The sequence below is a fragment of the Terriglobus sp. YAF25 genome (assembly GCF_052113305.1).
Lineage (GTDB): Bacteria > Acidobacteriota > Terriglobia > Terriglobales > Acidobacteriaceae > Terriglobus.
The window spans coordinates 1-3,338 of sequence record NZ_JBFRCY010000530.1; the positions used below are offsets into that span (position 1 = coordinate 1).

The following is a 3,338-nucleotide window of genomic DNA, read 5'->3' on the forward strand; positions in this document are numbered from 1 at the left end:
GTCTTAGAACTGCATCTGCATCATCTGCTGGTATGCAGCTACGGCTTTATTCCGTACCTGCAGAGCTAACTCGAAAGCCATGTCAGCTTTCTGGGTTGCAATCATCGCCTCATGAATTTCGACACCGCTACCGTCCATCAAACCCTTTACAGCCGTCTGCGCCTGCTTCTCCAATGCTGTGGCATCATGCAGCGCACCTGCCAGGACATTGGCAAAGGGAGATTCCGCCTGCTCGATCGAGGCCGGTGGCGTGACCACATTGCCGATTCCGGGAATTGTTCCTGTTAGCCGAATCGCGTCCATATCTGTCTCTTACTTCAAGATGTCCAGCGAGCTGGTGATCATGCTTTTCTCTGCCTGTACCGCCGATGCATTCATGCCATAGCTGCGCTGCGCACTCATCAGCTCCACCATTTCGGTCAGCGGATCGATGTCGGGATACGCAACATATCCATTGGCATCGGCATCCGGATGCCCCGGATCGAAGCGCATAATCGGCGCTTTGGCATCATCCTGAACTCCGGCAACCTCCACGCCGCCGGTCGCATTCGAACTCGTAGAGCCTCCATGCATTCCCAGATGCGACATAAAGGCGGYGCCGAATGTTCCTTCCTGGCCGGCGGTCTGGAAGAGTACCTGCTGCCTGCGGTACGGTCCTCCATCGGCGGTGCGGGTTGTCTCCGCATTGGCCATATTGCTGGCCGTTACCTCGGCGCGAACTCTCTCAGCCTGCAGCGCGGATGCGCTGACATCCATCACACCAAACAGGTTCATGCCTTACCGTCCGCTTTGATCGCGTCCATGACGCGCGAATATTCCCGTTTCAGCAGCTCCACACCGGTTCGGAAAGCAAGCTGCGACTTTGCCAACTGCATGCCCTCACGCTCAAGGGAGACATTGTTGCCGTCAGGCCGCGCCACCAGGCCATCAACATCCTGCGTAGCCGGAGTAAATGTGCCGCTTGCGGTGCCCTCCATGGCGTGCCGCATCTCATCTTCAAAACTGAAACCTTGAGTCCGGTAGCCGGGAGTGTCAGCATTAGCCATATTGCTGGCCGTTAGCTTCATCTGGGAGCTGGCCAGGTCCAGATACCGCGTCAACGCATCACTGATCGCACTTGTCTGCATCAGACACCCTCTCCCTCAAGCAATTGAGCTTATCGCCGATAGAGAGTGCAGGTTTGTCTCCATTCTTCAGGCAGACATCTAAGAGGGCTCTCAGCCTCAATCATTAGAGCGAAACAAGAAACCGGGCTTTCGCCCGGTCTTGAAGTAAGTGCGCTCGTAAGATTAATCTCTGGAACGGATGACAATGCCCTATGCCCGTTTGCGGCGGAGGATAACTTCCGTCATTCCGATCTCCGGACGGTCTTCCGCCAGGATGGCCGCTCGCTCCAGAACATGTCCTAATTCGCGGACATTTCCCGGCCAGTCATACCCCCGGAAGACCTCCAGAGCCGACTGGGAGAGGCGCTTCTGCGGCATCGTTTCGCCAAGCTTATTGAGGATATGTGTCGCCAACAGCGGGATGTCCTCCGCCCGCTCGCGCAATGCCGGAATGACCACAGGAAAAACTGCCAGCCGATGGTAAAGATCCAGGCGGAAGGTCCGCTCCTGGCTCAGCCGTTCCAGGTCGCGGTGGGTTGCAGCGATCACACGCACGTCTACCCGAACGGTCTCGTTGTCGCCGACCCGCTGCAGTTCCCCGTTCTCCAGAAAGCGCAACATCTTGGCTTGCAATGGCAGCGGCATCTCACCAATTTCGTCCAGAAACAGGGTGCCGCCGTTCGCCGCCTCAATACGGCCGGTGCGTGACTGCACTGCACCGGTAAAGGCGCCGCGGGTATGCCCAAAAAGTTCTGCCTCCAACAGCGCCTCCGGAATGGCGGCGCAGTTCAAGGTCACAAAGGGCTTCTGGGCGCGAGAACTGAGCCGGTGTATCGCCCTTGAAACCACCTCTTTGCCTGTCCCCGTCTCTCCTTCAATCAAGACGGTCGTATCGCGGGGAGCCACGAGACGGACCATGCGAGCCAGTTCTCGCATACCCGAGCTATTACCGATCATTCCCGGTAATAAGGCCGCGTCCACAGGAAGCTCGGCGGGAACAATCGCGGGGACGGACGCCGCAGGCTCGCGCTCGACGTTTGCAGACGCCGGCTCCGGCGCCCCCCCCATATCTTCTTCTGCTGCACGCAGGACATGCAGCAACTCGTGGCGCCGTGGGCTTCGCGGTCCGTCTCCCACCGGTACACCATCGGCGCGCAGGATATCGACCGATGGAAATGCCTGCCGCACCCAGGAAATAAATCCATCAACTTCCAGATCCGGCAACCAGTTATCGACAATAAGCGCTTCCGGAATACGCTGTTCCATGCTCGCCATGGCCTCGGCGCCACCGGAAGCGGCCTCTACCTGCCAGCGCAGGCCCTCAAGCGAAGTAACCCATCGAAAACGCCGGTCTCCGTCTGCGCTAACCACAACGGCATGGCGAACGGATACCGATCCGTTCGCCACCCTGGTTTCAAATGGCATTATTTTAGGTCCCCTGGCCCGTCTTGCATTGCTTCTCGAAGCTGCTGCCGCATCCGCATTGCGATGCCGTTTAAGCGCTCGCATTCCGTCAGACTGTCGGCTATGGCGCGACGCATACCCTCCTCGTCGCCCTCCATCTCTGCCAACTCTAAACGGCACTGCAGCGCCGTCAGCGGTTGGCACAGGTCATGCAGCATCACGCTCAGTTCCTGTACCTGTTCACGATCCATAATTGTCACGCGTGTCGCAACATCCGTGTTGTACTACCGGCGGCTACGCTCTGTGAACCTGATTTTTCCGGCATACCGCCGAGGAATGGCACATTCCGTAACCGATAACCCTCGCCTCGAACCGTTTCAATCAACGCGGCGCCATCTGACACTCCCTGCACGGTCAGCTTCCGGCGGAGGTAGTTGATGTATACGTCCACAACATTAGTGCCAGTATGGGATGTCGTCCGCCATACACCCTTCAAAAGCTGAGCACGAGAGACGGCTTTCCCCTTATGAAGCAGGAGGTACTCGAGCAGAGCATATTCCTTTGAGGTCAACTCGACTTCCACGTCGGCTACATGCACCTGACGGAGCATACGGTTAACTTCCAGGACACCGTACTTCAGAAGCTGATCCGGTGCGTGCTTTTTCCGGCGCATCACGGCGCGGCAGCGCGCTGTTAATTCATGAAAGCTGAATGGTTTGAGCAGATAGTCGTCGGCTCCGAGATCCAGACAGCGCACCCGCTCTTCGACCTGAGTCCGGCCCGTCAGTACAAGCACGGAGGTGTGGGGCAGCCTGCGGTGTACTTCCT

Annotated in this window: 6 protein-coding genes; all 6 read right to left on the reverse strand. The window is 57.9% G+C overall.

The features are described 5' to 3' along the window. Window positions 1–3: 3 nt before the first annotated feature. Window positions 4–303 (reverse strand): flagellar hook-basal body complex protein FliE, encoded by a 300-nt coding sequence (gene fliE, locus AB4043_RS19470; protein WP_442299374.1) that lies wholly within the window; start codon window positions 301–303, stop codon window positions 4–6. 9 nt (window positions 304–312) lie between these two features. After that, entirely contained in the window at window positions 313–774 is a 462-nt protein-coding gene (flgC, locus tag AB4043_RS19475) for a flagellar basal body rod protein FlgC (RefSeq protein ID WP_442307830.1), read from the reverse strand. Beyond that, entirely contained in the window at window positions 771–1,127 is a 357-nt protein-coding gene (gene flgB / locus AB4043_RS19480) for a flagellar basal body rod protein FlgB (RefSeq protein WP_442299372.1), read from the reverse strand. The genes flgC and flgB overlap by 4 nt, the downstream gene beginning before the upstream one ends. A gap of 189 nt (window positions 1,128–1,316) precedes the next feature. Further along, window positions 1,317–2,531 (reverse strand): sigma 54-interacting transcriptional regulator, encoded by a 1,215-nt coding sequence (locus AB4043_RS19485; RefSeq protein ID WP_442299371.1) that lies wholly within the window; start codon window positions 2,529–2,531, stop codon window positions 1,317–1,319. Beyond that, entirely contained in the window at window positions 2,531–2,761 is a 231-nt protein-coding gene (locus tag AB4043_RS19490) for a HAMP domain-containing histidine kinase (RefSeq protein ID WP_147648548.1), read from the reverse strand. Before AB4043_RS19490 ends, AB4043_RS19485 begins: the two co-directional genes overlap by 1 nt. A 5-nt stretch (window positions 2,762–2,766) precedes the next feature. Then, window positions 2,767–3,338, reverse strand: a 572-nt coding sequence (locus tag AB4043_RS19495; RefSeq protein ID WP_442307831.1) for a response regulator transcription factor, incomplete at its 5' end; no start/stop codon positions are given.